Raw genomic sequence first — 26,275 nt, forward strand, 5'->3', positions numbered from 1 at the left:
AGTCTTTTAATGCTAAAATTAAGGCGTTTAGAGCTGCTTTAAGAGGAGTAACGGATATAAAATTCTTTCTTTTCAGACTTACAAAGCTGTATGCTTAATCCCCCAGGTTTATCGGGTGAGCCCTTCAAGGATTGGTAAACCGGGTCGAGTACGTGGCAAGCCATATCTCCGAAAGCTCCGGTTCCGAAATCCCACCATCCACGCCAGTTCCAAGGGGTGTAGATCTCATGGAACGGACGCATGGCGGCCGGGCCGATAAATAAGTCCCAATTCATCGTCTTCGGACAACGTTGTTTTTCGGTTGGGCGCTGTAATCCTTGCGGCCAGATCGGACGGTTGGTCCATGCGTGTACTTCTTTTACTTCACCGATCTCTCCGTTCCAGATCCATTCGCATAATTGACGGACACCATCGCCGGAGTTCCCTTGGTTACCCATCTGGGTCGCTACCTTATATTTAGCGGCGAGTTTTGTCAATAAACGGCTCTCGTAAACGGAGTGGGTAAGCGGCTTTTGGCAATATACGTGTTTACCCATTGTCAAGGCCGTGGCCGCGATCGTGGCATGAGTATGGTCCGGAGTAGCTACCATGACACCGTCGATCTGGTCACCCAACTCATCGAACATCTTCCGCCAGTCCCAATAACGTTTAGCGTCCGGGAATTCCTCGAAGCAGTTCTTCGCGTATTTCCAGTCGATATCGCAAAGCCCGATGATGTTCTCGGTTTTCATGCCGACCAAGTTCGGGTGGCCTTTACCACCGATACCGATACCGACAATATTCATTGTATCACTTGGTGCCTTATGGCCTAATCCAGCGATCGTTTTAGAGGGGACGATTGTTAGACCAGCTGCCGCTACGGCTGCTTTTTTCAGAAAATCTCTTCTTGATTCCATGTTGTATAATTTGTTTTTTTTAGTAGTTACTGTTAGAAATTGAAACAGGAGGTTACCATTCTATGATCCGAAGGGTAAGGGGAGACTACCACGTCCGAGGTGGCCTCGCTTTCGCCTGTGATAAATGAGTCTGTTACCTTACATCCGGAATATAGTACGAAATCCAGACGGTCTAGTATTTCTTGTTCGCTAGGAACGGGAGTCCATGTATAGCCGGGTGTGGAGACCTCGTCCGGATGGATTGTCCGGTAGGAGTCGTTCATCCCGATCTCAGAGAAAGCCTTGGTTGCCGGCCACTCCACCTTGATCTTGTGGATACCGGCATCGGCGGCCCGTTGTGTCCAGTCCAAGAAAGAAGGCTCATTAAAATCTCCTGTTAAAAAGACAGGATAACCTTCTTTCATGACTTGCTGTATATCTTTTTGATAACGAGTTACTTCTTCACGTCGGGCCTCGTTGGCGAACCGGATAGCTTCCTCCTCGGTATCGATAAACGGATAATCGCCATAAGGAATCCCATTCAATTGATAAGGCTGATACGGGATATAATATAGATGGCAATTAAACATCCAGCAGAATTTGTCTTTGCCTACCTGTATCTTCACCCCGTAGCGGGAAGCCGTACTGTCGACGACCGGATAACGAGATAAGATATAATGTCCCTCCCCTTGGTTGAAAAGGTGGAAACCTAGGGATTCCGCGATTTCCGGCACATGATCGTGCTTGATGCCGTCTTCTTCATAGATATGCCCTTCTTGGATTCCTACGATATCCGTCTGGCTAGCCTCGATCACTTTCGCTGTCTGGCTAGGGGGAAGCTTTCCCCCTAGGGTATTCAACCAAATATTGAAACTGCTGACTTTTACCGTTGCCGGCTTGTCGCTACATGCGCTCAATGCACAACAAAGTATGGCTACGCAGCATAAAATTTCACTTATCTTCCTCATGTTTCTCTGGTATTTACAGGAACAAATATATTAAATGTCCCGTTCTTTTCACTACTAAGACTTCTTAATTTATTTTACCATCGGCCAAGGAAACTTCGATACAAGCTGGATGCGTTGACCTGTAGCTTGTGATTTTCGGGCGGCCTCGATAATCTCTAATACGTGTAACGCATGCTCGACATTTATACGTGGTTCCGTGTTTAATGCCATGTGTTTGCTGATATCGGAAGCACCTTCTTGCCAAACATAGCCATTGGTGTCCGGAACGAAACGCTGGGGTACCGGATGATCCATCGTCGATAAGTCCACCCCGTTCGGTGCCCAGTCGTAACCTACCATATGCATATTGCCGTGTGAACCGTATAAGGAGATCGTCGCTTTCTCCTGTCCTTTACCTAAATGTCCGTATGGATCGAAATAGTTGAAACCACACTCGATATGAGAAAGGACTCCCTTTTCGTGTTCCATGATAATCATGGCATTATCTTCTTCTCGAACTTTGATCTTGCCCTTATCGTCTACGGTTCTCTCCGGGGTTACGATTGTAGTCATGGCAACAACGGATTTAGCCGGTCCCAATAATCCGGTTAGGGTAGCGATATTATAAACTCCTAAGTCGGGCATACTGCCACCTAGCGGTTCGTAGAAGAAAGCGGACCAAGAAGGACCTTCATGTCCGTAATGTCCGTGCGCACATGCCAGATTACCTAGGGTTCCTTTATTGATTTGTTCGGCCATAAAGGCAAATTGAGGACTGTTTACAACGGCAGGCGCACCCCAGATACGAAGCCCCTTGCTAGTAGCGAGATCGTATAATTCTTTGCCTTCCTTATAGGAATTCGCCAAAGGTTTCTCGCTCCAGACATTTCTTCCTGCCATCAAAGCCTTACGGTTCAACTCTCCGTGAACCTGCATATCGGTCAATGTAAGCATCAAGTCGAACTTGGAACCACTAAGCATATCATCGATATGCTTGTACCATTTAGGTATATTATATTGCTTGGCCGCCTTTTGAGCACGATCCGGTTTGATATCGCAACAAGCTACGATTTCTACATACGGGCACTTCGATATATGGGGAAAATATTGGGTAGATACACTTCCGCAACCGATAACGGCTACTTTCACCTTTTTACCTTCCGATTCGAATTTCTCCGCATAGGCGGAAAGGGGTGATAGTAGTGACGCGAGACTTGCTGCGGCCGATACTTTAAAGAATTCTTTTCTATTCATGGCATTGATTTCTTAATACAATTAGTCTAAATCCTTAATCTTCACATTCTTGAAATATACTTTACTTCCATGGTCCTGAAAACAAAGTTTACCGGTGGTAGAGATACCGTAATCGGGGAAAGCTTCCCATTTACCGCTATAACGACGCATCTTCCAATCTTCGGACCCTTCTTGGAAAGAGAAAAGTTTTTCTCCGTTCAGCCAGTGCTCAACATATCCATCCTTGTAAAGTACCATAGAGGAGTTCCATTCTCCCGGAGGGTTCACCTGTTTGGTTTCCGGTACATACATAGCGTAGTTGCAACCCGTTTTCTGCCAGTCTTCCAATCCCTCTTTTCCGGTCTCGCTGACCCAAGGATAGTTATCGTCATCGATCAACTGGTATTCCGGGCCGGTTTCAAAAGGAGCTTTGTACTTAGGTCCTTCTTGTACGTGATATAAGAATCCGGAGTTTCCTTGCGCTCCGATTTTCCAGTCCCATTTGATCTGGAAATTATGGTAATTCTTAACGGTAACGATATCGGTACTTACCTTGATCGTAGTATCCGCTATCACGTCACCACCGTTTCCGTAGCCGACGATCACCCCGTCTTCTACCTGCCATCCCTTGACATCACCCCCGTTGAACATTTTCCAACCGGTAAAATCCTTGCCATTGAATAACAAGGTATAGCCTTCCGCTTTTTCTTCCTCAGTCAATACATTATCTTTTACTTCCGTGGATGAGGAACGACTTCCACATGCAACCATACACATCCCGTAAATGGTTACTAGAAAAATAGATACGATCTTTTTCATCTGTTAGAATATTTAGTTTGATTATCTCCTTATGATAACGCCATTTGATATGGTTTATTTGTTCATTGGCAAAAATACTGCACATAAAGGATTTGGATAATAGAGTATCTAGCTAAAAAAAATGGATTATCTTTGCGTTATTCAGTAACCATCTAAAAGTTTTGGTTTATGGCGAAAATAAAGCATGGTTTTTCCGGTCAGCGGTTGATTGTCTATCCTTTCTACATTATAGAACAAGCGTTGAACAACCCGTTGGTCGCGGACTTGGTCGTACACTCTATGGGGTATTTTCCGAAGGCGGAAAACCATTATATTGATCGTGCGTCCGGTTGTGGAGAGTATCTTTTAATTTATTGCACCAAAGGAGAGGGCTGGTACGTGTTGGATGGAAAACGATATGTCGTACCCGAGAATCATTTTTTCATCCTCCCGGCAGAGAAGCCCCATCAATATGGTTCGAGCGAGCATGATCCTTGGTATATTTATTGGGCACATTTTAAAGGGAAAAAGGCGAAGTATATCAGCGATCAACTGCAAGGGGTGATCCCGATCGACATGGATGATAATTCCCGTATCGGCGATCGTATCGCTTTTTTTGATGAACTATTGAATGTGTTGGAGAGTGGGACGGATGAGGCTACGGTTAATTACGTCAATTTAAGTTTCAATCATTTGATCGCCTCTTTCCTCTATGTGAAGACGTATAGGGAGGCTAAATTCTCCAAAAGCAAGGCGGAGAATACGTTCTTTATTAGTTTGGCGACCCACTTCATGACGGAGAATCTGGAAAATAAATTGACATTAAAGGAATTGGCCTCTCATTTCGGCTATTCGGAATCTTATATGTACAGGCTTTTCTTCAAGGAAACCGGTTATGCTCCGATGAATTATTTCTTGCATATGAAAATAGACCGGGCTTGCCAGCTATTATTACATACGAATATGAAGATCAATCAAGTCGCCTTGAAACTGGGCTTTGACGATCCCTACTATTTCAGCCGTATCTTTAAGAAGATAGTAGGGACATCACCCAAGGATTACCGGCACTCGTTACCGAAGTGAGATATTTACGATGAACCTAAACGGGAATTTAGGGCTGCCCTAAACGAGGGCTTAGGGATACCCTAAACGGGAGCTTAGGGCTGGCGGTATTTATTCCGGTCGGCTTCCGTTATTTCCCGGATTACACGGCAGGGATTGCCGGCAGCTATAACATTGGCCGGAATATCTTTGGTTACGACACTACCTCCGGCGATTACCGTGTTATCGCCAATGGTCACCCCCGGAAGGATACAGGCTTGCGCACCGATCCATACGTTATCGCCGATGGTCACGGGAAAAGCGTATTCCAAACCCTCATTACGTTGCTTTACGTCAAAAGGGTGGCCGGCGGTATAGATGCCTACGTTCGGGGCGATGAATGCGTTATTGCCGATACGAACTTTCGCTCCATCCAAGATAACGAGATTCACGTTGGCGAAGAAATTATCCCCAATCTCGATATTATAGCCATAATCGCATTGGAAAGGGGATAGGATAACGGTGTTCTTCCCTTTCTTGCCTAGAAAAGAGGTTAGAATCCGATCTTTTTCTTCCTCTTGGTCGGGGGGCAATTGGTTGTATTTGAAAAGGACGCATTTCGCTCTTTTCATCTCATCTTGAAGCTCTCTATCATGATTCGCATTGTATAATAGACCTTCCGCCGCTTTCTCTTTTTCTGTTTTCATATGTCTCTTACTAAGATTTATAAAACGATGATTTGCGCGAAGATACTATTTTATTGGGAGGAGTTTATCCTCCGATTCGTATTTCCAAACCCATTTTTTCCCCCATCTCCTTAAAGGGGAACAGCTCTTCTTTGGCTAGCATTTGCTCGCAGGGATAAGGATAGGTGAGACCTAATTGCTCGTATTTATCTTTTCCCAATGTATGGTAGGGAAGCAGGTGTACGCATTTGATACGATTTTCTTTCGCCAGCATGAATATTTCCCGAAGCGTATTCTCATTGAGATTGAAACCGGGGATTACCGGTACACGGATCGTTACTTTATTAGCGCTCTTACTGGATATATACCGTAAATTCGTGAGGATCGTATCCAAGTTCGCTCCGGTTTCTTTCTGAAGTAAATCCTTGTCCGTATGTTTGATATCGAACAAGAACAAATCGATAAGCGGAAGCGCTTGCTTTATCTTATCAAGATTCACTTGCCCGCAAGTCTCTACGGAGGTATGCAGTTTCTCGTTCTTGCATTGGATCAGCAAATCCATCAATCCCTCGAATTGCGTGAAAGCTTCGCCACCGGAAAACGTAACCCCTCCACCGGAATTCAGGTAATAATCCCGGTCACGCAAAAGGATTTCCATGATCTCGGATGAGGTAATAGATTCACCGACAAACTTAATGGCGTTCTGCGGGCATATACGCTCGCAAGCCTTGCAGGCTACACAGGCCTGACGATTAAACACCGGAAAATGGTCTTGGATGGAGATATTGCCCCGTGGACAAATCGCCTCGCAACGTCCGCATCCGATACATTTATTCTTGATATGGAGCAGATGCGGTTTCCTTTTCTGGGATTCCGGGTTGGAGCACCATGGACAATGTAGGGGACAACCTTGAAGGAAAACGACGGTCCGGATGCCCGGGCCGTCGTGAACGGCGAACCGTTCGATCTCCATGATTGATAACCTATTCTCGCTAACCTTATATTTATTCATCATATAATACCCTGCTTAAAAGTTCCTGTTGAATATTGGGAGATAAATCGACGAATACCGCGGAGAACCCGCTTACCCGGACGATTAGGTCCGGGTAATTTTCCGGGTGCTCTACCGCGTCTTCTAAAACTCCCTTATCTACTACAGTCACCATCAAATGGCAACCCCCTTTCGCAAAATAAGTCTTGAACAGGCTCTTGATGACAGCCCTGTTCTCGTTGAACATGGAAGGAGAAAACTTAATGTTTTGTACCGAGCCTCCATGATACTTGGCGTCGAACTTCGCCAAGGAATTCAGCATGGCCGTGGGGCCGCTTTTATTCGCTCCCCCTTGCGGATTATTGGCAGGATTCATATACATGCACGATAATCGCCCGTCGGGTGAGGCGGCGGTCCGGTTTCCCCATTCCGTGTTTAATTGATTATTGCTGATAACGATCAAGAAGTATTGCATACCGATGGCGATACCGCGATTGCGTACGCCTTTCGCTACGAACTCGTACAAATCGTTGGCCATCGTATCGGCAGTCTCAAGGTCGTTACCATATTTATCACAGTTTAGGCAATCTTTTCGTAAAGCCTCATAGCCGTTAAAATTAGCTAGCATGGCATCATTCAATTGCCGTAACGTGTATTTTTTTTGATTGAATACCAGATCCCGGATTACCCACAGGGAATCGGAAGTGTTGATATTGCCATACGTCTCGTTTGTCCCGCCTAGATAACGTACGCCTCCGTCCAAAAGCGCTTTTCCCCGTGCGATGCAATCATCGGTCAATAGGCTGGTAAACAAGAAACTTACGTGCTGGTTCATCACCTCATACGAATGGTATTGGGCTTTGACAGACAGATCCAGATAATAATCGAGTAAAGCCTTGTAACCGTCATAGAATTCCTCGAATGTCTGATACTCCTCTAATTTCTTTAGAGGTACCGGCCCGGATTTACGTTTACCGTCAATCGGGTCGATACCATCATTCATATAAATCGTAAGTAGTTTTAGTAAATTGATGCAGATGTTGGGCGTACCCGTACTTTGTCCTTGTATCACGAACTCGGTACACCCGAAAGGCACGTATTGTTCCGCTGCTTTCTCGTCTACACGCATTCCGTACATGACGGCCGGGACGTTTACGTCGTCATTGTAAAGGGTCGGGTAAGTAGCTCCCGCACCCAAAGCGTCCAACGCTTCGTCCCAGATTTCCTCGGAGGTATCTTTATCGAAACGCAAGGTGAATTGTGGCTCTACATACCTGCAATTTTTCGCTACTTTCATGGCGATATGCAGGAATACGTCGGCCTCTTTCGGATGTTTGCGTCCTTTACCGCCTACGATGATACGTCCGTTTACGGTTGTACGGCGATTTTCAATCATGGTCCAAAGCGAGTGGATATATCGGTATGCCTCTTCGTCGGTCAATCGCCCGGACTTGAGATCGGCTACTAAATAAGGGCCTAGATAATCATCCAGACGACCGTAGTTTATAACACCGGCCAACAAAGCGAATAACCAGAATAACTGCATCGCTTCATGGAACGTACCGGGTTTCTTCTCCTTGATGTTCTCTAGGGCTTGGCAGATACGCTCTAATTCTTTTTGCCTTTTCATGTTGGCTGAAGCCATTTGCTCTCTAGCGTCTTGCTGGAGATGAGAAGCACAATCTACAAAAATATCCAGACATTGGATGCCTGCTTTGTAAAAGTTATTATCGGGTTGCTCTTTGAGTTTCTCCTGTAAATCAGAGCGAAGGCCACCGATGCCCTTATCCAATAGTTTCGGGTAATCCAGCATCATTCCGGATAGACGTGTGGTAGCGATCATCGGGTATTCGCAGTCGATGAACATACCCAATGTATCCTCGGTGAGGACCTCCTTGTTGAATTGGGTCTTTAAATCGTGATCCAACCAATAATCATATAACGCATCCACCCGTTTTCGTTCAGTTTCATCCAGTTGTTGCTGGAAGGCACGGAGTTTCTTGAATACGCAATAATGCCCGACACCCCCTAAGGAAGTTACGCATCCGAACCCGATCGGTAGGAAGTCCGTACGTCCGGCGATCAAGTCTTGATTCGTGATCTTGCGAAATAGCGTGGGGTATAAAACTTTCAGGCATTCCACTTCACGTATCTCTTTGGGTAGGGCGGCACAGGCTTTATGGACTGCCGTATACCGCTCCATGATCTCCAGTTGTACGATCAGAGGTTTCTCGCAAGGTAATTTCTTGCTGATCTCTACGTTTTGCGCCCCTTCTACATTGAAATTTGCCATATGATTATTGTTGTTAATATTGTGTAGAGACGGGGCATGCCCTATCTCTACAAGCAGATGATTTTTTAATGTTTGCTTCTTTCGGCTTCCCGCCAATTATTTTGATAACCGGTTAGTAAGTCCGTAAAACGTTTCGTGATCAAGTGCGGACGGGTGATCGCGCTGCCTACTACTACGGAATGAGCTCCGAGGAAGATACATTTCATGGCATCTTCCGGCGAGTAGATATGCCCCTCCATAATGACATAGGCTTTGTCTTTAAAGTCACGGCACATACGGGCGAATTCCCGTAAATCCGGTTGCTCGATATGCTTGGTTGCTTCCGTATATCCATATAAGGTAGGGCCAACGATATCGGCTCCCATTTCTACGGCACGTACAGCTTCCTCATAATTAGAGACATCCGCAAAAATGATAGCTTCCGGTATCTCTTTCTTGACGATTGGTAGCAATTCGTATGCAGGGCGGCCTTCATGGGTTATTTGGCTCGTACAGTCCAAGGCGATAATCTCGGCTCCGGCTTCCCATACGGCTTTAGCGGCCTCTAAGGTTGGGGTGATAAACACATCTGTGTCATCGTGCCAGATTTTCCAAAGCCCGATTACTGGTAAATCCACTTCTTTTTTAATCGCCTTGATCTGCTCTGGGTCGTTGGCACGGATACCCGCGGCTCCTCCCCATTGGGCGGCTTTTGCCATTTTTACGACAAAGTCTACTGAAAAAGTCGGATCATCGTGTTGTACTTGACAGGATACGATCAGTCCTCCCTTGAATGAATCTAAAAGTTCTTTCTTATTTGTTTTCATATTTTTTTTCGTTACATCGTTTTCTCTAAAAGCGCGGCGCCGATTATTCCGGCGTCATTTCCTAATTCCGCACGGATGACTTGGGGGATACCTATTTCCTCGGCGGCGAAGGTACAAGTATGTAGTTTCTCGTTTAAAGGTTTCAACAGCAGGTCACCTGCATGTGCGATACCCCCCCCTAAAATGATTACTTGCGGACGGAAGATGGTTATGAACGTGGAGATTCCGGCGGCCAGTCTACTGATATAGTCATCGACGATCTGTTTAGCGAGGGAATCCCCTTGTTTAGCGGCCTCGAAAAGAATCTCACCATTGACTTTGTTTTCGTCTTCGCCGCAAAGTTTCCATATCAAGGTGTCCTTATTCTTTTGTAAGGTCTCTTTCATGATACGGATTAATGCGGTGGATGAGCAATAAGCTTCCAAACAGCCTTTTTGCCCGCATGTGCAGCGTTCGCCATTGTATACCAATTTGGTATGTCCAAGTTCGGCTCCCATATTATCGGATCCGGAATAAATCTTCTTACCCATGATAATTCCGCCTCCGACTCCCGTTCCTAGCGTTAGCATGATGGCGTCGGTATATTGGCTGGCCGATCCGGCCAAGACCTCTCCATAGGTCGCGCAATTGGCGTCGTTGGCTATATAAGTAGGCAATGAGATATGCTTCTTTAAATAGTCGTAGATGGGGACATTCTTCCATCCGAAACAATTGGCATGTACCAAAAGGTTCGTCTTTGGATTTACGTAACTAGGCATGCCGATGCCCCAAGAAGAGATGTCTTCCATTTGCAAGCCTGCTTTGAGAACCGCTTTTTTGCTGACTTCCGCCATGTCGGTGGTGATCTCCTCGATCGTGCGTCCGGCTTGTGTCGGTATACTCTCCTTTGCGATAATCTGGTGATTCTCATCTACTACGCCAGCGACCATATTGGTACCGCCAACGTCCAGACCGAGATAATACTTGGTGCTTTCCATCTTTGCTCTTTATTTTATGAGGTCAATAGAGTGAATTATTTGTTGGCAAAGATAGAGGAGTTGTCTGCCCTAGACAATGTGAGGTTTAGCCTAAAATAATGGACTATTTTTGCATAAGTGCTCTCGCAAGCTTACGAGAGTACTTTAGAGAAGAGGTGTTATCGAGAGGAGACTTCTGTAATAACCTTCAAATATAGTGTGACTGTGTTTCTTTATGTTTAAAGAATCATATCGTAGGTCGATTCTATTATTTTTCTCGATGATGGAGCAAGCCTCTTTTATCATGGGCTTGAAGTCTTCTTCTGTTTTATCTTTGTCTCCGTTGGCTAGGTAGATATATAATTTTTTTTCTCCTTGATAGGTTTCCGTGAACACTCGTAACCTATCAATCATCATATTTTCGCTGTATTTATAGTTCGGTGATATGGCTATAATATAAGGAAATAAGTCTGGGTGTTCCATCATCGCATAAGTGACGAATGTCCCTCCCAACGAATGTCCGACTAAAATCCTGTTATTTCCCGCATGGTATTTTTCTTGGATGAAAGGGATTATTTCATTCGTTAATGACGAGAGCATTTCTTTTCCATGTCCCGGGTTGTCATATCTTTTTACCGATAAGGAATCTGTGAAAGGCGGGGTCAGCTCACTTTGCCTGTTTGAATTAAATATTCCAACAATAATACAGGGTATGTTGGGATGTGTCAACTCGAATGTTGAACAAAATAAATTGAATGTGGGGGGATATTGTGCGTCTAAGACATAAATAGCGAGTAAAGAGTCACTTTTAAGGCTACCATCTACTCCGCTTAAATAGACTTGCATTTCACGGGTCTCTTCAAAATAGTCTGAGTTGTAGATATATCGACTCCCTAATGCCTGCATCAAGTAGAAATCGGCTTGCGCATGTATCCGGCATATTCTTGAGAATAATACGATAAGAAAGAGAAGAACTGTTTTTGTTTTCATAAATAGTGATATCTAGAATTATGCAAATATAGCGAAAAATAAAGTCTTTAAGTATGTTTAAAAAAAGGACCGGACGATGGGTATCGAACGGTCCTTTCTTTAATCTTTATGTCGTATGCTGTTATTCTGCTTCTTTTTCAGCAGCTTCCTTTTCTGCCGGAGCATCTTCCGGGGTGAAGTCAGTGATGCCTGCGTTGATCAAGATGTTATACCAAGAGAGTAGTTTCTTGATGTCGCTCGGATAAACACGCTCACGATCATAGCTAGGCAATACCTCGGCAAAGTACGCACGCAATTGGTCTGTCGTGGCTTTGGAAGGTACCAAAGAGGCGGTTTTTCCCTCTTCCTTGTTCTTTACGCTAGTCAATACCTCATGTAAAGGCACTTCTGTTTCATCCGTATAGATTGCGATATCGCCTAATGAGATTACTTTATCTTTTGCGTATGCGGGTACTCTCTTGTTATCAGTCAGCGATTCAACGATCAACATGTTTTTTCCATGGGAAACCAGTTTATACAGACCGGGTTTTCCCGAAATAGACAAAATAGTCTTCAACATAATGTTTTTTATTTTCTATTAGTGTTAAACTTCGAAGTGACAAAGGTAATAAGAAAAAGTGGAATTCTTCCGTCATGAGGACGGTTAACTTCGTTGGAGAAGTATCTTAGGTGCATCAACGAAGTATCTTAGGTTCGTTGACGGAGTATCTTAAGTTCATTGGATGATGAAGGTAAGATGCTGTAAAAGCCACTCGTCCCGCTATCGGTGATTATTGGGATTGAAGCCAACATAACAGTTTGCCTACTTGCGGTATAAGGGCCTGTCTATTGTCATTATAGATAACGTAATCGGAGCGATCTTTCTTTTCCTCGTCCGACATTTGGCTGTTGATTCTGCGTTCGATTTCTTCTCTCGAGGCTGAGTCCCTCCCCAAGGCTCTTTCGATGCGGAGTTCTCTTGGGGCATAGACCATCAAGCTTATGTCTACCACTTTGTAGAAACCGGATTCGAATAATATGGCGGATTCGATGGCACATAAAGGGGAAGTCTGTCTCTCTACCCAAGCCGAGAAATGACGGTTTACCTCAGGATGAATGATCTGGTTGACCTGTTGTAATTGTTTCGGATTATTAAAGATGTGGGAGGCTAGAAGTTTCTTGTTCAATCCCTCATTCGTATAAATCTCCGGACCGAAAAGGGCTGTTAATTTCTCACGGATAACCGGGGAGTTATTTGTCAGCCATTTACTTTCCTCGTCCGCTATGTATACGGGTACACCGGATAACGCTAATAAAGAGGCTACGACGGATTTGCCGCTCCCGATCCCTCCTGTAATACCTATTTTAATCATGCTTATTGTTGTGTTCCAAAATAAATTCTACCTTATCTGGCAATAAGATTGCCGTATGCACCCAGTCTGGTTTCTTGGTGAGTTTGACGGGTAGGGTACCAGATACGTTTTGCTCCAGATCCTCAAAAGGTATATGAATCGAGAACATATCTTCCGAAAGTCCTTTGAATCGGGACAAGGGCACACTGCAAGTCACTTTTACGACCGCCGGAAACATACGTACCGTATAATGTGGCGGTATATGACTGCAAGAGACAGGTATTTCCAATGTCTTCTCCGTGTACTCCTCTATCGGAATCGTGATGGATACACTTTCCGGATCGAAGTTAACGCCGTCTACCTTGATCAGTTGTACGGTTCTCGTAATGTTTTTATTCGCCTTTCTAACCTCGGTGAAGACCGTCTTAACCGAGGTCAGTGTATCCAAGATCGCCGCGGTGGCATAAGCGTTGATCTTTTGAGGGGTGATTCGGATATCCCCGGATAGTTGAAAGCCGGCTTCCAGATGAATATCGCCATTAAAGACGACCGGTATTTCCTTATGGACCCGCTGACTGAAATCCATATCTATTTGTTGCGGATCAAAACTTTGTAATGCCGTAGTGGCTATCAATTGTTTTTGAATATCGTTCTCGATCTGCCTTTTACTTACTTGAACCGAACCATTTTTCTCCTTCGTATTCTTCATGTTCACTTCAATCGGAGCAAACGATCTTCCAAAAGTATAGTTGAGTAAAACGCTACCCTTGTCTTTTACCTTTGCGGTAATCGTTTCCACCTCAGGGGCATTAAACGCTATATCGGCAGGTACGTTCTTATACTTAACCGGAAAAACAAGTTCTATCTCATATTCCTGCTGCAAGCTTTGGAGTAGCCAGAAACCGAAAGCCAAAAGGGCGAAAAAGAAAAAGACCAAGACCTCTTTCCATCTGTCTCCGTGGAAAAAAGCCTTAGTCTTTGCTTGGATAGACTTGAAGGAATTTTGTATGTTCTCAAGTCGTGACATATTCTGTAGTTAGATTATTTCTGCTGCTGAGCGTCTTCCGCTGAAGCGAAAATAGAAGTTTTATCTACACGGATACGTACTCCATCCGCTACCTCGATTAGCATATAAGTATCACCGATCTCTTTGATCTTTCCATAGATACCTCCGGCGGTAATCACTTTATCGCCTGTTTTCAACGCCTCACGTGATTTCTGGATTTCTTTTTGTTTCTTTTGTTGCGGACGGATCATGAAGAAATAGAAGATAGCTACGATAACTACCATCATCAAAATACCGGACCACTGACTTCCTCCAGCTGGAGCTTGAAGTAAAATACTGAGTAAGTTCATACTATAATAATCGTTTTACAAGTTAATATCAATAATGATATGCACAAATGTAATGATAATAATTAATCTTTGAGCAATAACTTCTCTTTTTTTAATTCGTTGACTATTGAATCCAGAATTCCGTTAATGAATGTTCCGCTTTTAGGTGTACTATAATACTTTGCGGCATCGATATATTCATTTAAGGTAACGTTGATGGGAATGGTCGGGAACGATAAAATCTCGGCTAAGGCGACTTGCATGATGATCAAGTCCATATTGGCGATACGTTCGGTTTCCCAATTCTTCATATGTTTGTCGATGCGTTCACGATATTCCTTACCTTTCAACAAACTTTGACGGAATAACTTGATTGCGAAAGCCTTGTCTTCCAAATCCTTGAACATTGGCAATAAGGCTTGTTTACTACCTTTCTTCTCCTCGAATTTCTTGATAGTCTTCAAGGCGAAAGTCTCTACGATCTCAATATCGTCGTTCCAGTAGATGCTTTTGTCTTCCAGATATTCCTCTATCATCTCGTTCCCACAGATTACTTTCTTGAAGATCTGGCGCCAGAACTCACGATCCGTCTCGTACGAGTCTTCTTCGTTTTTCAAGTATTCGGCGTAAATTTCAGAGCTTAAGATCGTATCCAATACGTTTTTAACAAACTCCTCGTCGTTACTCCATGAGAGACCTTGCTCGTCCACATACTTTTTCAACGTATCGTTTTCCGCTAATTGAGCGACAAAACGATTGTCTACGAAGCGTGTATTCGGGTTTAACTCCTCATCGGTAGGCATGTATTTGCACTTCCGGGTGTCAAGGATCCTTCTTTGCAGGTTGGTAACTTCGATAATTAGGAGTAAGAAATAATAATATAAGTCATATGACTTCTGAAGGCTGAAAAGCAATTCGTTTTCCGCAACTTTGAGGTCACCGTTTCCGTTTTGATAGTAAGAGTATACTATCTGTAAAACTTTAATGCGGATTAAAATTCTGTTGATCATCGTTTGAAGGAACTTCTTATTATAAATTAGGCTGCAAAGGTAGTCGTTTTTTCCATAAAAGAATCCGGATTTACTTAATTTTATATGTGTTAGATGATATTTTACAAATTTAGCCTCAATGGGCGTATTTTCGATCGTTAAAATAGTTGCTAATTAAAAAAAAATGCACATATTTGAAGCAAGTTATATAAAGTGGGTGGTTTTTTAACGAATGTTAGCTGTCATGGAAGAATCAAGGAATAAAAAACATGTTGAAGGTGGCGACAGGGAGATTCTATACTCTAAAGCCATTAAAGCGGGAAAACGGATTTATTATCTGGATGTGAAGAGGAATTTGAAAGATGACCTATTCGTTGCCGTTACGGAAAGTAAGAAAATTCAATCAAAGGATGGTTTGCAAATCTCATTTGAGAAGCATAAGATTTTCCTTTATAAGGAGGACTTTGAGAAGTTCATGGAGGGAATGCAAGATGTAATCAGTTATATCAAGAACTCAAATCTGAAGAAATCCGCGGAAGACGTGGTGGAACCTGAAGAGGAGGAAACGATTCATGGCGATTCCCCGGAGGAGGATATGGCTTCCGGTGCTATAAAGTTGGATATTGAGTTTTAATGTAACACGAAGAGAAAAAGATAACGGGCTGTTTTACTCATGGAGAGAAACAGCCCGTTATGTGTTAGGAGCTTTCCGCAAAGGAAAATCCTATTCTTTGCTGCGAATTATTCAGCCGGGTGGATAGCCTCTGTAGGACATGCGTCAGCGCAAGTTCCACAATCTGTACACATTTCAGGGTTGATGCTGTATTTATCACCTTCTGAAATTGCTCCTACCGGACACTCATCAATACAAGTTCCGCATGCAATACAATCATCGCTAATTACGTAAGCCATTTTTTTAAACGTTTAAATTGATAACTATTAGTAGGTGCAAAAATATAGCTTTCTTTCTATTTAAAAAATATCTACTGGCTTATTTTCTTCAAAAATCTTCTTTTTTGCAATATCTTTGTCGGGTTTTCGTTATTAAACAAAATAGGTTGAGATTTGAGACGATTATTACTTATATTATATGTGGTAAGCTTGGCTACCATGGGAGCCATGGCTCAAAAGGAAAGGGTGAGGAATCAGCCGTACGCTGATTTGAAATGGCTTCATCTGGGGTTTCATGTGGGTATTCACTCGCAGGATTTGTTATTGACCCATACCGGTGTCATGACCAATGGAGAGACTTGGTTCGCGGAGATTCCTTCTTACTCACCCGGCTTTAGTGTCGGGGTGATCGGAGATATGTATATGAATCCTTATTTCAATTTACGCTTCACGCCTTCTATCCATTTCGGAGATAAGAAATTTAAGTTTCGGGAACAGGCTACGGGAGAGGAATTCATCACGAACGTTCGTTCCAGTTATCTGAATTTCCCCTTAGACGTTAAATATACGGCTTTACGCTTGAATAATTACCGTCCTTATTTGATCGGCGGTATCTATGGCTCCGTGGATATAGGCCGTAAGAAAGGTAATCCGATTCTATTGAAAAGCACGGACTTCGGATTTGAGTTTGGCTTGGGATGTGATATCTATCTACCCTACTTTAAGTTATGCCCAGAGTTGAAATTCTGTTTCGGATTGGTTAACCTATTGGAGAAAGATCGTCCGGACTTGGTAGATCAAGCAAATATCAAATATACGGATGCCTTATCGAAAGCTACATCCCGTATGGTGATCCTGACATTTAATTTCGAATAAATAACTCGATATAGATATAAGCGGCCGGAATAGCCATCATTACGCTATCGAAGCGATCCAGCATGCCTCCATGTCCGGGTAATACATGCCCGGAATCTTTCACGCCTAACGTACGTTTCATCAAAGATTCGATCAAGTCGCCCCAAGTCCCGAATACTACGATTGTGCCGGCTAATCCAAGCCATGTGTACCAGTTCGTGGCCGGCATGAACCAAGCGAATATTTGGGAGGTTATTAATACGAATGCCAACCCTCCGTAAAAACCTTCCCAGGACTTCTTGGGAGAGATACGTTCGAACAATCTTCTTTTTCCAAGCATAGATCCCACTAGATAAGCTCCCGTATCATTTACCCATACGAAAACGAAAATAGCCAAGGCAAAATAGGGGATATGTACGATCTCGCCCGGCGTATTAGGTACCGATGTAATAAAGTTTAGCAGAGAGAAAGAGCCTGCGCAATAGATTTGACCGAATAAGGTCAATGCCCAGTTATTGATTGGATTACTGGCTTTATCGTAAAGCTCGGTGATCATGGTATACATTAAGAATAAAAGATAGGGGAGAAATATATTGCCTCCAACCAAGCCATTGGCGTAACCGAATGTGGCGGCGAAGAGGTAGGCTCCCCCCAAGGAGCTGACAAATCGTTTGATGGCGGCATTCTCATAATGTTTAACCAATCCGTAGAACTCCCATAGAGAAAGTCCGGTAATGAGTCCAAATACCGTAAGAAAATAATAGGAGTGGAAATAGATCGCACCGACTAATACCGCGACGAAAATGATGCCAGTCAATGCACGTGTAATCAGATTTTTCAAAACAATAGTGTTTTTGCTTGTTTGTAATTTTGGCTGCAAATATAACTAATAAATTGATAATACAGCAATAAGGAAGGCTGGATAGTAACTTTTGATCAAAGATACACCCCAGCCTTACTTGTTATGAATGTCTTGACTTTGGTCAAGCTATTTTCCCTGTCTTGTTTTCTTCGGTAGGAGTATCGGTTACGTTTTCCGTTGTTGCGTCCGCTTCCGCCTCCTTATCCGCATTCTCCTTGTTCTTTCCGTTAGCCTTTTCCTGCAACTCCAGAATCTCTTGGGAACGGGAGATCCAGGCGCGTTTCCCGAAGATATGCTCTACATCTTCCGAGTAGATTACCTCACGATCCAATAATACCTGCGCAAGTTTACTATGTCCTTCCTTATTCTCGGATAATATCCGTTTTGCCCTGTCGTATTGCTCATTGATGATCTTCTGTACTTCCGTATCGATCAATTTCGCAGTCTCCTCACTATAAGGCTTGGTGAATCCCCAATCCTGTCCGGTGGAGTCGTAATAGTTCAAGTTTGGAAGTTTATCGCTCATACCGAAGTAAACGACCATCGCATATGCTTGTTTCGTGACACGTTCCAAATCGTTGGATGCGCCTGTGGATATTTTTCCCAAGACTAATTCCTCTGCGGCACGTCCTCCTAAAGTAGCGCACATCTCGTCCTGCAATTGCTCGCGGGTGGTGATCTGTCTCTCTTCCGGCAAGTACCATGCCGCACCTAATGCCTTACCACGGGGAACGATTGTCACCTTAACCAGCGGATTGGCATGTTCCAACAACCAACTTAACGTAGCGTGACCGGCCTCATGGTTCGCGATACATTTACGTTCTTCCTCTGTCGTGATCTTCGAACGTTTTTCCAGACCACCGACAATACGGTCTACCGCATTCATGAAGTCTTCTTTCTGTACGAATTTCTTTCCGTTACGGGCGGCGATCAAAGCAGCCTCATTACAAACATTAGCGATATCAGCACCCGAGAAGCCCGGAGTCTGCCTTGCTAGGAACTCAGCATCTACGCTTTCATCTATCTTGATCGGACGCAAATGCACCCCGAATATCTCTTTACGTTCATTCAAATCCGGTAATTCAACATGGATTTGTCGGTCAAAACGTCCGGCACGCAACAACGCTTTATCCAGAATGTCCGCACGGTTTGTAGCGGCTAAGATAATAACACCACTGTTAGAGCCGAAACCATCCATTTCGGTCAACAACTGGTTCAACGTGTTCTCACGCTCATCGTTGCTATTCATATTCGCGTTCTTCCCACGGGCACGACCTACCGCATCGATCTCATCAATAAAGACGATGCAAGGAGATTTTTCCTTCGCTTGGCGGAATAAGTCACGCACACGGGAGGCGCCTACACCGACAAACATCTCCACGAAATCAGAACCAGACAAGGAGAAAAACGGCACATTAGCCTCTCCGGCAACAGCCTTCGCCAATAATGTCTTACCGGTTCCCGGAGGGCCTACCAATAATGCACCTTTGGGTATCTTACCTCCTAATTCGGTATATTTTTCCGGATTCTTTAAGAAAGAGACGATTTCCTCTACCTCTTGTTTCGCTTCCGCCAATCCGGCGACATCCTTGAATGTCACCTTACGGTCATTATCTTTATCAAAAAGCTGAGCTTTTGCCTTACCAACGCTGAACACGCCACCCGGACCTGCGCCGGTACCACCGGACATACGTCTCATCAAGAACATCCATACACCGATCAATAAGATAATCGGGCCGAATGAAACCAAGAAATTCCAGATAGCGTCATCGCCTTCCTCGAACCGGACTTGTGTATCGATATGACTATCGGCTACCGCTTTGTCATAGAAATCGGAAAACTTGTCGGCCGACGGGATCTTTACGTATACTTTCGGAGAAACCCCGATTTTAGAAACGTCCATATTCCCAAAGACCTGTTCAGTCTTTCCATTTTTCACTGTAGCCTCCACCAAATTCTTCTTGTTGTAGACTGTCATTTTATCGAATACGTTTTCCTGCGCTAGTTTCTGGAACTCTGTCCAGCCTAGCTCTTTCGTTCCCGAAGAATCATTTGTCATGTATAGGGCAACAAGCATGATGAAGATCAACCCGTACATCCAATACAAATTAAAGCGGAACATCTTAGGTTTCCCGCCCTTCGGTGTTTTATTAAATATATCGTTTTTATTTTCCATAAGAGATTATCATCAAATATTTAGGCTGGCTTAATCAATGTTAGGTACTTGTATAACCTTCGAGTCTGCCCAAAGGTTCTCTAAGTTATAAAATGCACGTTGTTCCGGCAGGAATATATGTACAAGAACCGTGCCATAATCCATGCCGATCCATTGAGCGCCCTGTGTACCGTCAATGGATAATGGTTTCTCGTTCGCGTTCTTGCGTGCGAAATCCCATACGGAATCAGATAACGCTGAAACTTGGGTAGGAGTGTTTCCCTCACAAATAACCATATATTGACAAATGGCACCAGAAGTCTGGCTTAAATCTACTGTTACAATATTTTTGCCCCTTTTTTCTTGAAGGCCTTCAACAATCGTTTTTACTAATTCTTTTGTTTGATCCATTTATTTCTATTGATATAATTTTCCAAGTCGCAAATATACTTCTTAATTCGTTACATACGTCTTTTTCTTTCATTAATATATGTGTAATACCTTGTTTGAGACTATCTCCTCGATCGTTATAAGCTTTTAAAAAAACACGTACGTCTTTTTGAGAAAACATGTACGTGTTTTATCCGAAAGACGTACGTGTTTTTTCTGGATATTTTTTTCGAAGGTTTATTTGCAAATTTTGAAAAAGTATATACCTTTGCACTCGCTAACAAGAGAGTTGGTGATTTGTTAAATATTGTTCTATGGTGTAATGGTAGCACAACAGATTCTGGTCCTGTTTGTCCTGGTTCGAATCCAGGTAGAACAACGTTTAAAGTTTACTTGACAATTTTGTAGAGATTGTTCTATGGTGTAATGGTAGCACAACAGATTCTGGTCCTGTTTGTCCTGGTTCGAATCCAGGTAGAACAACATAAAAAAGCCTCGTTATTCGATAAGAGTAGCGAGGCTTTTTGTTGTAGATATCATGTTTTTATTTGTAACGAAGCCATTTGGACATCTCCTTTATACTAGGTTTCTTACCATACATGAGAATGCCTACACGGTATATTTTGGCGGAAAACCAAGTAAAACCGATGGATGATATATACAAAAATCCAATGGAAAGTAGTATTTCCCACAAAGGCACCTCGAATGGCACCCGGACCATCATGACGATCGGAGAAGTGAAGGGGATCATGGAGCACCAGAAAGCTAATGGTCCGTCAGGGTTTTCCATGCTATAGATCCCCGCATAGAGGGCGAAAACCAAAAGAAGCGTGACTGGTAGCATGAATTGTTGCGTGTCTTCTTGGCCGTCTACAGCTGATCCGATAGCGGCGAATAAAGAAGAATATAATAAGTAGCCGCCTATGAAATAAGCGATAAACAAGATGCCTATCTCGGTGAAGTTAATCGTATGAAGCATCTCTATCCATTCATTTGCCGGCTGCTGGGCTGCGATAACCGTCATGTTAGGGGTTGTGTTAAGTGCCATGCTTGATTGCAAGATCTCGCTTTCCATACCTCCTCCCAAAAAGAAAGTTCCCCCGGTGATGAGAATAAAGGTCATAACCGCCCAAAGGAATACTTGCGTAAGCCCGACAAAACCGATTCCTATAATTTTACCCATCATTAAGTCGAAAGGTTTGACGGACGAGATCATAATCTCGATGATCCGGTTCGTCTTTTCTTCCATAACCCCTTGCATGACCATTCCTCCATAGATTAGGATGAACATATAGATAAGCATGGTGAAAATTACTCCGGTTATGGATGCCACTACGGACGAGGATTGCTTTTCGCTTCCGTCATCCCCCCATTTGATCGTTTGTATGTTGAAATCTACTTTACTTTCTTTTATGATCTCTTGTAGATTGGGGATATTGAATGTTGCCAGTTTGTCACTCTCTATCTGCTTCTTTAATGTCATATTGACGAGTCGGCTCAAATCCGCCGGGATTTGTTTCTTGGAATAGAGGGTTGCGTTTTTCGGATTTTTCTGCAAGTCGTCGGAGATGTTGAGAAATGCGAATATCTCCTTTTCCGACATTTGCCTGTACTTATCCATATCTTTGTCGCCGTTGATAAAACGATAGCTTTCCGTATCCTCGAACAACGGGGCGTATTTGCCGGTGGCGTCGAGTATGGCGACTGTATGAACCTCATCTCCCTTGATGGAAGAGAGCCATAGGGGGACGAACGCAAGTGCAGCGAATAGAAACGGTGTGAGGAACGTGAGCAGGATAAATGACTTTTTACTTACTCTCCGGAGATATTCCCGTTTGATGATTAATCCAATTTTGCTCATACCTTTGATGTGTTTGTACCGGAAACGGTGTTGATAAAAATGTCATTCATAGAAGGGATCTCCTCCGTGAAGGAAAGAATCTCATATTGGGACGCCAGCCGGGTAAGCCAATCGGAGTTACTGATATTTTCTTCCTTGCGTATCCTTAACTCCTCAATACCTCCAGTCTCCTTGCGTACATTTAATATATAGGTATTACTCTTAAACCGTTCCCGTACCTCCTTGACATTGCCGGACAGGACGACCTCAGAGCGATTGATTAAAGCAATCTCGTCACAAATCTCCTCAACGGAGGACATGTTGTGAGTTGAGAATATAATGGTATGTCCGGCCGCCTTCAATTCCAATATCTCTTGTTTAAGGCGATCGGCGTTGACCGGATCGAATCCGCTAAATGGCTCGTCAAAGATCAATAGCTCGGGTTCGTGTATCACGGTAATGATGAACTGTACTTTCTGTTGCATACCTTTCGACAGCTCTTCCAGTTTGCGATTCCACCAAGGCATGATGTCAAATTTCTCGAACCAACGGGTCAAACGACTGCGTGCCTCTGGGTAGGAGAGACCTTTCAATTGTGCCAGATAGATCGCCTGCTCCCCGACTTTCATCTTTTTATACAACCCTCTCTCTTCCGGCAAGTAACCGATCTGGTAGATGTCTTCCGGGCTGGATTCATGGCCGTTGAAGCGAACGATTCCGCTATCCGGTGCCGTAATCCGGTTGATGATCCGGATCAAGGTTGTCTTGCCCGCCCCGTTAGGCCCCAGTAATCCAAAGATTGTTCCTTGAGGAACTTGGATACTTACCTTGTTCAGCGCCAGATGCCCGGCGTACTGTTTTACCACGTTTTCTGTCTCAAGGAAATTCATAGATGTTTTTTTATTACATTTTTAATACGATACGCTCACCTAGCTCTTTGCAGAGCACGTTCTTGATCTCGTTGAGGTGGGCGTTCTGTTTCATTAAATCAAAGATCTGTTCCATGTCACCCTTGTTTTGAGCCTCTTTGATTTTCGCTTGGATATCCTTTATCTTATAGAGGATATAGGCATCTTTCATGGAATAGATTTCCCGGGGTACCAAGTAATCCAATTTATCTTCTTCTTGCTCCAGTTCCCTGAACTTCGTATGATATTTACTAAGCTGGTACTTATCGCTGATAAGGTTGGCGGCAAGCCGGCTGATGTTCGGGTCCGGATGGGCAAGGAAATAACGACTGGCCATAAAGCCCTCGTTTTGACAATGTTCAGCAGCTTCGTCCAGCATTTGTTTGAAGGCTGGCGTATAAAACGTAAGGTCATCACGTTCCAGATCGAAACGGATATAATCGGCGACCCTCATGATGACATGCTCGTTGGTCTCCTCATCTACGTAGTCATAGAGGACACGTTCGCCATATCGTACGATATAGCGCAGAAGAGCCAACTCATAAGCCTCAAAAGGAGAACGTTTCGGTTGGACCTGTATGTTGGGAGCCGTCGGAACCTCGTAGGGAGGAGTAGGGGGTGGACCCGCTTCCTCTTCCGGAATATAGTCCTCGGGCGGTGGAGGCGGAATATTTTCCGGAGGAAGGGTATTCGCCTCTTCCGGTGTATACGGTTGGTAGCCGGGGAAATCCGGATACTCCGGAATCGTATTGACGGGAGATTGAATGGGCGGTGTATTCCTTACGGATTTAGCCGCTTGGTTCTCTTCCTTGTTGAGACGGATCTTATTGACCTCGTTGAGTAAGACTTGCTCGTCTATCTCCATGGTCGTACTACATTCCCGGATATACACGGAGCGAGCGATATTATCAGGTATAATCGCTACCGTACGGATAATATCCGAGATCAGGGCGGAACGTTTGATCGGATCACCCCCCGCTTCCGCCAATAGTAACTTTGTCTTGAAACGGATGAAATCCGTCTCGTTCTGGCTGATAAACTCTGCGAACTCGCTCGCGCTATGGCTACGGGCAAACGAGTCCGGATCTTCTCCCGCCGGAAGAAGCACGACCTTGACGTTCATCCCTTCTTCCAATAACATATCGATACCCCGGAGGGCCGCTTTGATTCCGGCGGCGTCTCCATCGTATAATACCGTGATATTATTCGTGAAACGATGTATGAGCCGGATTTGCCCTTGCGTGAGCGCCGTACCCGAGGAGGCAACCACGTTTTCTACGCCCACTTGGTGCATACCGATCACGTCCATATATCCTTCCACCAAGAAACAGCGATCCTGTTTCATGATTGCTTGCTTGGCGAAATAGATGCCGTAAAGCTCGTTGCTTTTATGATAAATCTCGCTTTCGGGGGAGTTTACATACTTTGCGGTCTTCTCGTCCTTTTTCAATACACGTCCGCCGAATGCCACGACCTTTCCGCTTAACGTATGGACGGGAAAGATAACACGTCCTCGAAAACGATCATTCACGTTTCCGTTATCATAAGTGATAACTAAACCGGTTTTCTCGAGGAATTCCTTTTTATAACCTGCTTTTATAGCGGTTTTGTATAAAGCATCCCGCTGGTCCAAGCTATACCCAAGTTGGAATTTACGGATGATATCTTCCCTCAATCCTCGCTCGGCAAAGTAACGCATACCTACGCTTTTCCCTTCAACATGCTCATGTAATAAAGTAGAGAAGTATTGTCCCGCCCAACTATTGACGATAAGCATACTTTCCCGGTCGCTACGGATTTGTTTCTCTTTCTCGGTAAGTTCCCGTTCCTGTATCTCTATATTGTATTTTTTCGCCAAAAAGCGTAAAGCGTCGAAATAGCTGAGTTGCTCATGCTTCATGATGAAGTGAACGGCGGTTCCACCTTCTCCGCAAGCGAAACACTTACAGATATTCTTTGAGGGGGATACGTAAAAAGACGGTGATTTGTCCGAATGAAATGGGCATAATCCTACATAGTTGATCCCTCGTTTCCGAAGAGTCACGAATTCAGAGACAACATCCACGATGTTTGCCGCATCCAATATTCGGTCTATGGTAGGTTGATCGATCATTTTAAATTACTCCTTTTTTAGCGAACACAAATGTAGTGAAAAATAACTAAACACAAACAAGGCTTGATGTTTGCTTGTGTTTAGTTATTTTTCCCTATATTTGCAGCGTGAAACGAATGCTACTCGCCAAGTACGCCTTCCAACTTATAAGACTATATTTTGTAACTGATTGGATATTAATAGAATATACATCCTTTCAGGACTAGAAGAATTATCCATCATCCTGTGGAACATCCTTTGACAGACAATTGGTTCGTATTGCGAGACTTGACCCGTCCCAATGCTAAACGCCCGGCCTATAGGTTGCTGGAGGAAAAGGGCATAGAGGTTTTCACTCCTATGCGTTGGCAGTTGGTCGAGAGGAAGGGTAAGCGGATTCGTGAGGAGGTTCCTCTTCTGCACGATTTACTTTTTGCCCATACTACCTGTGCGTGTATGGATCCAATCGTAGAAGAGATCAGTACCCTCCAATATCGTTATTTGCGTGGTGGCTACCGTAAGCCGATGACGGTAGGCCATGCGGAGATGAACCGTTTTATCCGTGCTGTCCATTCCGATGATTCCCCGCGTTATTTCTTGGTTGAAGAATTAACTCCAGCGATGTACGGTCGCATGATCCGCATCGAGGGTGGCCCATTGGATGGCTACGAGGGACGTTTACTCTCTATACGAGGGGCCCGTGTGAAACGTTTGATCGTGGAGATCCCCGGTCTGTTGGTCGCCGCTGTGGAGGTCGATCCTGAATATATTCGATTATTATAACATATATTGACATGATACAGATTTACTTCACACGCAATTAACAATTAAAAGAACGTGTGTAAGATGTCAAACAAAGTAAGAGAACGTAAAAGTTACAGCCAGGATTTCAAGCTCCGTATGCTGAAGGAGTATTATGAGAGTGGCTCAACCAAGTACAGGCTATGTAAGAAATATTCGGTTGATTACGTGACCTTCAGTCGCTGGGAAGGTTATTTTGAGTCAAAAACG

26 protein-coding genes, 2 tRNA genes and 1 pseudogene are annotated in these 26,275 nt (G+C 44.0%); 7 read left to right on the forward strand and 22 right to left on the reverse strand.

Going from position 1 to position 26,275, the window contains the following annotated elements; translation table 11 throughout:
* Positions 1-83 precede the first annotated feature (83 nt).
* From NBH16_RS21385 to NBH16_RS21400, 4 genes and pseudogenes are all read right to left on the reverse strand, one after another.
* Positions 84-896 (reverse strand): annotated as a pseudogene (locus NBH16_RS21385) (Gfo/Idh/MocA family oxidoreductase); the annotation flags it as partial.
* Between the two features lie 32 nt (positions 897-928).
* Positions 929-1,843, reverse strand: coding sequence for an endonuclease/exonuclease/phosphatase family protein (locus NBH16_RS21390; protein WP_057327818.1), 915 nt, complete (start codon positions 1,841-1,843; stop codon positions 929-931).
* 69 nt (positions 1,844-1,912) lie between these two features.
* Complete coding sequence (locus tag NBH16_RS21395) at positions 1,913-3,076, reverse strand: Gfo/Idh/MocA family protein (protein ID WP_005854857.1); 1,164 nt, start codon at positions 3,074-3,076, stop codon at positions 1,913-1,915.
* Between the two features lie 21 nt (positions 3,077-3,097).
* On the reverse strand, positions 3,098-3,874 hold the full coding sequence (locus NBH16_RS21400) for a 3-keto-disaccharide hydrolase (protein ID WP_005854859.1): 777 nt from the start codon (positions 3,872-3,874) through the stop codon (positions 3,098-3,100).
* A gap of 168 nt (positions 3,875-4,042) precedes the next feature.
* Here NBH16_RS21400 and NBH16_RS21405 point away from each other — a divergent pair, with 168 nt between their 5' ends.
* Positions 4,043-4,936 carry an AraC family transcriptional regulator gene (locus NBH16_RS21405; protein ID WP_005864921.1) on the forward strand — a complete coding sequence of 298 codons (894 nt, stop codon included), beginning with the start codon at positions 4,043-4,045 and terminating at the stop codon, positions 4,934-4,936.
* Positions 4,937-5,010: 74 nt separating this feature from the next.
* Here NBH16_RS21405 and NBH16_RS21410 read toward each other — a convergent pair whose 3' ends face one another.
* From NBH16_RS21410 to nusB, 11 genes are all read right to left on the reverse strand, one after another.
* Complete coding sequence (locus NBH16_RS21410) at positions 5,011-5,601, reverse strand: sugar O-acetyltransferase (RefSeq protein ID WP_250789043.1); 591 nt, start codon at positions 5,599-5,601, stop codon at positions 5,011-5,013.
* Between the two features lie 64 nt (positions 5,602-5,665).
* Positions 5,666-6,595, reverse strand: coding sequence for a glycyl-radical enzyme activating protein (locus NBH16_RS21415; protein ID WP_250789044.1), 930 nt, complete (start codon positions 6,593-6,595; stop codon positions 5,666-5,668).
* Positions 6,585-8,864, reverse strand: a complete 2,280-nt coding sequence (locus NBH16_RS21420; RefSeq protein ID WP_250789045.1) for a pyruvate formate lyase family protein — start codon at positions 8,862-8,864, stop codon at positions 6,585-6,587. Before NBH16_RS21420 ends, NBH16_RS21415 begins: the two co-directional genes overlap by 11 nt.
* Positions 8,865-8,929: 65 nt before the next feature.
* Positions 8,930-9,670: an N-acetylmannosamine-6-phosphate 2-epimerase gene (locus NBH16_RS21425; RefSeq protein WP_005864927.1), complete on the reverse strand. Its 741-nt coding sequence runs from the start codon at positions 9,668-9,670 to the stop codon at positions 8,930-8,932.
* 11 nt (positions 9,671-9,681) lie between these two features.
* The gene (locus tag NBH16_RS21430) at positions 9,682-10,647 is read right to left on the reverse strand and encodes an ROK family protein (protein ID WP_005864930.1); all 966 of its coding nucleotides are present in this window, start codon (positions 10,645-10,647) and stop codon (positions 9,682-9,684) included.
* Between the two features lie 144 nt (positions 10,648-10,791).
* Positions 10,792-11,616, reverse strand: a complete 825-nt coding sequence (locus NBH16_RS21435; protein WP_250789046.1) for an alpha/beta hydrolase — start codon at positions 11,614-11,616, stop codon at positions 10,792-10,794.
* Between the two features lie 121 nt (positions 11,617-11,737).
* A complete protein-coding gene (locus NBH16_RS21440; RefSeq protein WP_005864934.1) occupies positions 11,738-12,175 on the reverse strand; it encodes a DUF5606 family protein in 438 nt (145 codons plus the stop codon).
* 211 nt (positions 12,176-12,386) lie between these two features.
* Entirely contained in the window at positions 12,387-12,968 is a 582-nt protein-coding gene (coaE, locus tag NBH16_RS21445; RefSeq protein ID WP_005854875.1) for a dephospho-CoA kinase, read from the reverse strand.
* Positions 12,961-13,974: a YbbR-like domain-containing protein gene (locus NBH16_RS21450; RefSeq protein WP_250789047.1), complete on the reverse strand. Its 1,014-nt coding sequence runs from the start codon at positions 13,972-13,974 to the stop codon at positions 12,961-12,963. The genes coaE and NBH16_RS21450 overlap by 8 nt, the downstream gene beginning before the upstream one ends.
* Positions 13,975-13,988: 14 nt before the next feature.
* Positions 13,989-14,303, reverse strand: coding sequence for a preprotein translocase subunit YajC (yajC, locus tag NBH16_RS21455; protein WP_005864940.1), 315 nt, complete (start codon positions 14,301-14,303; stop codon positions 13,989-13,991).
* A 62-nt stretch (positions 14,304-14,365) separates the two neighbouring features.
* On the reverse strand, positions 14,366-15,292 hold the full coding sequence (gene nusB / locus NBH16_RS21460; protein ID WP_005864942.1) for a transcription antitermination factor NusB: 927 nt from the start codon (positions 15,290-15,292) through the stop codon (positions 14,366-14,368).
* A gap of 223 nt (positions 15,293-15,515) precedes the next feature.
* On the opposite strand from nusB, the gene NBH16_RS21465 reads away from it, so the two are divergent.
* The gene (locus NBH16_RS21465; RefSeq protein ID WP_005864945.1) at positions 15,516-15,905 is read left to right on the forward strand and encodes a DUF3276 family protein; all 390 of its coding nucleotides are present in this window, start codon (positions 15,516-15,518) and stop codon (positions 15,903-15,905) included.
* 107 nt (positions 15,906-16,012) lie between these two features.
* On the opposite strand, the gene fdxA is transcribed toward NBH16_RS21465, so the two are convergent.
* Positions 16,013-16,183 carry a 4Fe-4S ferredoxin gene (gene fdxA / locus NBH16_RS21470; protein WP_005854886.1) on the reverse strand — a complete coding sequence of 57 codons (171 nt, stop codon included), beginning with the start codon at positions 16,181-16,183 and terminating at the stop codon, positions 16,013-16,015.
* A gap of 153 nt (positions 16,184-16,336) precedes the next feature.
* On the opposite strand from fdxA, the gene porT reads away from it, so the two are divergent.
* Positions 16,337-17,038, forward strand: a complete 702-nt coding sequence (porT, locus tag NBH16_RS21475; protein WP_008778155.1) for a type IX secretion/gliding motility protein PorT/SprT — start codon at positions 16,337-16,339, stop codon at positions 17,036-17,038.
* Here porT and NBH16_RS21480 read toward each other — a convergent pair.
* The 3 genes from NBH16_RS21480 to rsfS form a co-directional block, all read right to left on the reverse strand.
* On the reverse strand, positions 17,025-17,858 hold the full coding sequence (locus tag NBH16_RS21480) for a phosphatidate cytidylyltransferase (RefSeq protein ID WP_005854890.1): 834 nt from the start codon (positions 17,856-17,858) through the stop codon (positions 17,025-17,027). The genes porT and NBH16_RS21480 overlap by 14 nt on opposite strands.
* A gap of 142 nt (positions 17,859-18,000) precedes the next feature.
* Positions 18,001-20,055, reverse strand: a complete 2,055-nt coding sequence (ftsH, locus tag NBH16_RS21485) for an ATP-dependent zinc metalloprotease FtsH (RefSeq protein WP_005864950.1) — start codon at positions 20,053-20,055, stop codon at positions 18,001-18,003.
* Positions 20,056-20,085: 30 nt separating this feature from the next.
* Positions 20,086-20,445, reverse strand: coding sequence for a ribosome silencing factor (gene rsfS / locus NBH16_RS21490; RefSeq protein WP_005854895.1), 360 nt, complete (start codon positions 20,443-20,445; stop codon positions 20,086-20,088).
* A 287-nt stretch (positions 20,446-20,732) separates the two neighbouring features.
* On the opposite strand from rsfS, the gene NBH16_RS21495 reads away from it, so the two are divergent.
* Positions 20,733-20,803 (forward strand) — tRNA-Gln (locus NBH16_RS21495).
* 33 nt (positions 20,804-20,836) lie between these two features.
* Positions 20,837-20,907 (forward strand) — tRNA-Gln (locus NBH16_RS21500).
* Between the two features lie 61 nt (positions 20,908-20,968).
* Here NBH16_RS21500 and NBH16_RS21505 read toward each other — a convergent pair.
* The 3 genes from NBH16_RS21505 to dnaG are packed head-to-tail and all read right to left on the reverse strand — an operon-like array spanning position 20,969 to position 25,285.
* Positions 20,969-22,285, reverse strand: coding sequence for an ABC transporter permease (locus NBH16_RS21505; protein WP_005864952.1), 1,317 nt, complete (start codon positions 22,283-22,285; stop codon positions 20,969-20,971).
* Positions 22,282-23,154 carry an ABC transporter ATP-binding protein gene (locus NBH16_RS21510; protein ID WP_008780206.1) on the reverse strand — a complete coding sequence of 291 codons (873 nt, stop codon included), beginning with the start codon at positions 23,152-23,154 and terminating at the stop codon, positions 22,282-22,284. Before NBH16_RS21510 ends, NBH16_RS21505 begins: the two co-directional genes overlap by 4 nt.
* Before the next feature lie 13 nt (positions 23,155-23,167).
* Positions 23,168-25,285 carry a DNA primase gene (gene dnaG, locus NBH16_RS21515; protein ID WP_250789048.1) on the reverse strand — a complete coding sequence of 706 codons (2,118 nt, stop codon included), beginning with the start codon at positions 25,283-25,285 and terminating at the stop codon, positions 23,168-23,170.
* A 225-nt stretch (positions 25,286-25,510) separates the two neighbouring features.
* Between dnaG and NBH16_RS21520 the strand changes: the two genes are divergently transcribed.
* Together NBH16_RS21520 and NBH16_RS21525 are read left to right on the forward strand one after the other, a co-directional pair.
* The gene (locus tag NBH16_RS21520) at positions 25,511-26,047 is read left to right on the forward strand and encodes a UpxY family transcription antiterminator (protein WP_008780208.1); all 537 of its coding nucleotides are present in this window, start codon (positions 25,511-25,513) and stop codon (positions 26,045-26,047) included.
* A 63-nt stretch (positions 26,048-26,110) separates the two neighbouring features.
* On the forward strand, positions 26,111-26,275 hold a 165-nt coding region (locus NBH16_RS21525; protein WP_284705645.1), incomplete at its 3' end, for a transposase.

Source organism: Parabacteroides sp. Y3-G-102 (assembly GCF_023656845.1).
GTDB lineage: Bacteria > Bacteroidota > Bacteroidia > Bacteroidales > Tannerellaceae > Parabacteroides > Parabacteroides distasonis.

Coding starts and splice junctions, on each gene's coding strand:
- NBH16_RS21405 (WP_005864921.1), top strand. CDS start 4,043: ATGGCGAAAATAAAGCATGGTTTTTCCGGTCAGCGGTTGATTGTCTAT.
- NBH16_RS21440 (WP_005864934.1), bottom strand. CDS start 12,175: ATGTTGAAGACTATTTTGTCTATTTCGGGAAAACCCGGTCTGTATAAA.
- NBH16_RS21415 (WP_250789044.1), bottom strand. CDS start 6,595: ATGATGAATAAATATAAGGTTAGCGAGAATAGGTTATCAATCATGGAG.
- ftsH (WP_005864950.1), bottom strand. CDS start 20,055: ATGGAAAATAAAAACGATATATTTAATAAAACACCGAAGGGCGGGAAA.
- rsfS (WP_005854895.1), bottom strand. CDS start 20,445: ATGGATCAAACAAAAGAATTAGTAAAAACGATTGTTGAAGGCCTTCAA.
- NBH16_RS21425 (WP_005864927.1), bottom strand. CDS start 9,670: ATGAAAACAAATAAGAAAGAACTTTTAGATTCATTCAAGGGAGGACTG.
- NBH16_RS21420 (WP_250789045.1), bottom strand. CDS start 8,864: ATGGCAAATTTCAATGTAGAAGGGGCGCAAAACGTAGAGATCAGCAAG.
- nusB (WP_005864942.1), bottom strand. CDS start 15,292: ATGATCAACAGAATTTTAATCCGCATTAAAGTTTTACAGATAGTATAC.
- dnaG (WP_250789048.1), bottom strand. CDS start 25,285: ATGATCGATCAACCTACCATAGACCGAATATTGGATGCGGCAAACATC.
- NBH16_RS21510 (WP_008780206.1), bottom strand. CDS start 23,154: ATGAATTTCCTTGAGACAGAAAACGTGGTAAAACAGTACGCCGGGCAT.
- NBH16_RS21390 (WP_057327818.1), bottom strand. CDS start 1,843: ATGAGGAAGATAAGTGAAATTTTATGCTGCGTAGCCATACTTTGTTGT.
- yajC (WP_005864940.1), bottom strand. CDS start 14,303: ATGAACTTACTCAGTATTTTACTTCAAGCTCCAGCTGGAGGAAGTCAG.
- NBH16_RS21395 (WP_005854857.1), bottom strand. CDS start 3,076: ATGAATAGAAAAGAATTCTTTAAAGTATCGGCCGCAGCAAGTCTCGCG.
- NBH16_RS21410 (WP_250789043.1), bottom strand. CDS start 5,601: ATGAAAACAGAAAAAGAGAAAGCGGCGGAAGGTCTATTATACAATGCG.
- NBH16_RS21465 (WP_005864945.1), top strand. CDS start 15,516: ATGGAAGAATCAAGGAATAAAAAACATGTTGAAGGTGGCGACAGGGAG.
- NBH16_RS21435 (WP_250789046.1), bottom strand. CDS start 11,616: ATGAAAACAAAAACAGTTCTTCTCTTTCTTATCGTATTATTCTCAAGA.
- NBH16_RS21450 (WP_250789047.1), bottom strand. CDS start 13,974: ATGTCACGACTTGAGAACATACAAAATTCCTTCAAGTCTATCCAAGCA.
- coaE (WP_005854875.1), bottom strand. CDS start 12,968: ATGATTAAAATAGGTATTACAGGAGGGATCGGGAGCGGCAAATCCGTC.
- NBH16_RS21505 (WP_005864952.1), bottom strand. CDS start 22,285: ATGAGCAAAATTGGATTAATCATCAAACGGGAATATCTCCGGAGAGTA.
- fdxA (WP_005854886.1), bottom strand. CDS start 16,183: ATGGCTTACGTAATTAGCGATGATTGTATTGCATGCGGAACTTGTATT.
- NBH16_RS21400 (WP_005854859.1), bottom strand. CDS start 3,874: ATGAAAAAGATCGTATCTATTTTTCTAGTAACCATTTACGGGATGTGT.
- NBH16_RS21430 (WP_005864930.1), bottom strand. CDS start 10,647: ATGGAAAGCACCAAGTATTATCTCGGTCTGGACGTTGGCGGTACCAAT.